Source organism: Oleiphilus sp. HI0061 (genome assembly GCF_001635675.1).
Genome location: NZ_LWFE01000986.1, coordinates 1 through 283, shown reverse-complemented (window position 1 = coordinate 283; position 283 = coordinate 1). Strand labels below are relative to the sequence as shown.

Below are 283 nucleotides of genomic sequence, written 5' to 3'. Positions count from 1 at the left end.
AGTAGGGTGTACACTAATTGTTGGGCACTCGGAAACCTAGACATAATGACTCCCCACGTCCCAAAAGAGTGCTGACCTCCTATCGTGGGTTAGCAAAGCCAGAGCCATAATATATGTGTCATACCATATAAGCGGAGGCCAGCACCATGAAAAACAATACCATAATTTTTGTCGGATTGGACACCCATAAGGAGTTCACCGAAGTCGCATATTGCGAAGATCAACGAGGCTCAGAAGTAAAACATCTTGGAAGAGTTTCTTCAGCCAAAGTATCACTTACCAA

General features: G+C 44.2%; 1 pseudogene. It reads left to right on the top strand.

Going from position 1 to position 283, the window contains the following annotated elements:
• Positions 1-146 precede the first annotated feature (146 nt).
• Positions 147-283, top strand: a pseudogene (locus tag A3735_RS31905) (IS110 family transposase); the annotation flags it as partial.